The 685-nt window shown below is 45.8% G+C and carries 2 protein-coding genes; one reads left to right on the forward strand and one right to left on the reverse strand.

Translation table 11 applies throughout. The annotated features are described in order from the left end of the window. The coding region (locus ACCI49_RS24940; protein ID WP_371837343.1) for a transposase at positions 1–375 on the forward strand (375 nt) is incomplete at its 5' end. Between the two features lie 5 nt (positions 376–380). Here ACCI49_RS24940 and ACCI49_RS24945 read toward each other — a convergent pair. Next, on the reverse strand, positions 381–685 hold a 305-nt coding region (locus ACCI49_RS24945; protein WP_371841961.1), incomplete at its 5' end, for a reverse transcriptase domain-containing protein.

Below are 685 nucleotides of genomic sequence, written 5' to 3' on the forward strand. Positions count from 1 at the left end.
CGTTTTCAAATTTACGAAGGAAGTATGAATGCCGATAGGCTGATTGACTTTCTTAAGCGATTGATCAAAACAGCGGGGCGTAAAGTTTACCTCATTCTGGACAATCTTAGGGTACATCATGCACGATTTGTTAAAGCTTGGCTGGCAGAGCACGAGGATGAGATAGAAATTTATTATTTACCATCATATTCACCTGAACTGAATCCAGATGAGTATTTGAATTGCGACCTTAAAGGGGGCGTTCACAGTGGCATGCCAGCCCGATCCAAGGAGAAGCTAAAAAGGAAAGTGCTTTCTCACATGAGAATGTTACAAAAGAAGCCCGCGCGTGTAGCAGCCTACTTCCGACACGAATCAATTAGGTACGCAGCATAACTGAACTATTTGTCCGCCGGGTTAATACATTCGATAAAGTGCGTTAGGCTTGCTTTTATCCGCTCAGCAGACCGACGGCTTCCCACCAGTATTTGAAAGTCGTCGGCATATCGTACAAAACTGAGTTGGCGCTTGTGCAGCTCCCAGTCCAGTTCATTGAGCACAATATTGGCTAGAAGCGGAGATAGTGGCCCACCTTGCGGTACACCTTTTGTGGTAGCTATTAGCTTGCCATCAACTACTGTCGGCGCTTTTAGGTAGCGATTGATTAACCCCAGTACATCAGCCGGTATCCCGCTTTTCTTCAGTG

It is taken from the genome of Microbulbifer epialgicus, from assembly GCF_041447265.1.
Taxonomy (GTDB): domain Bacteria; phylum Pseudomonadota; class Gammaproteobacteria; order Pseudomonadales; family Cellvibrionaceae; genus Microbulbifer; species Microbulbifer epialgicus.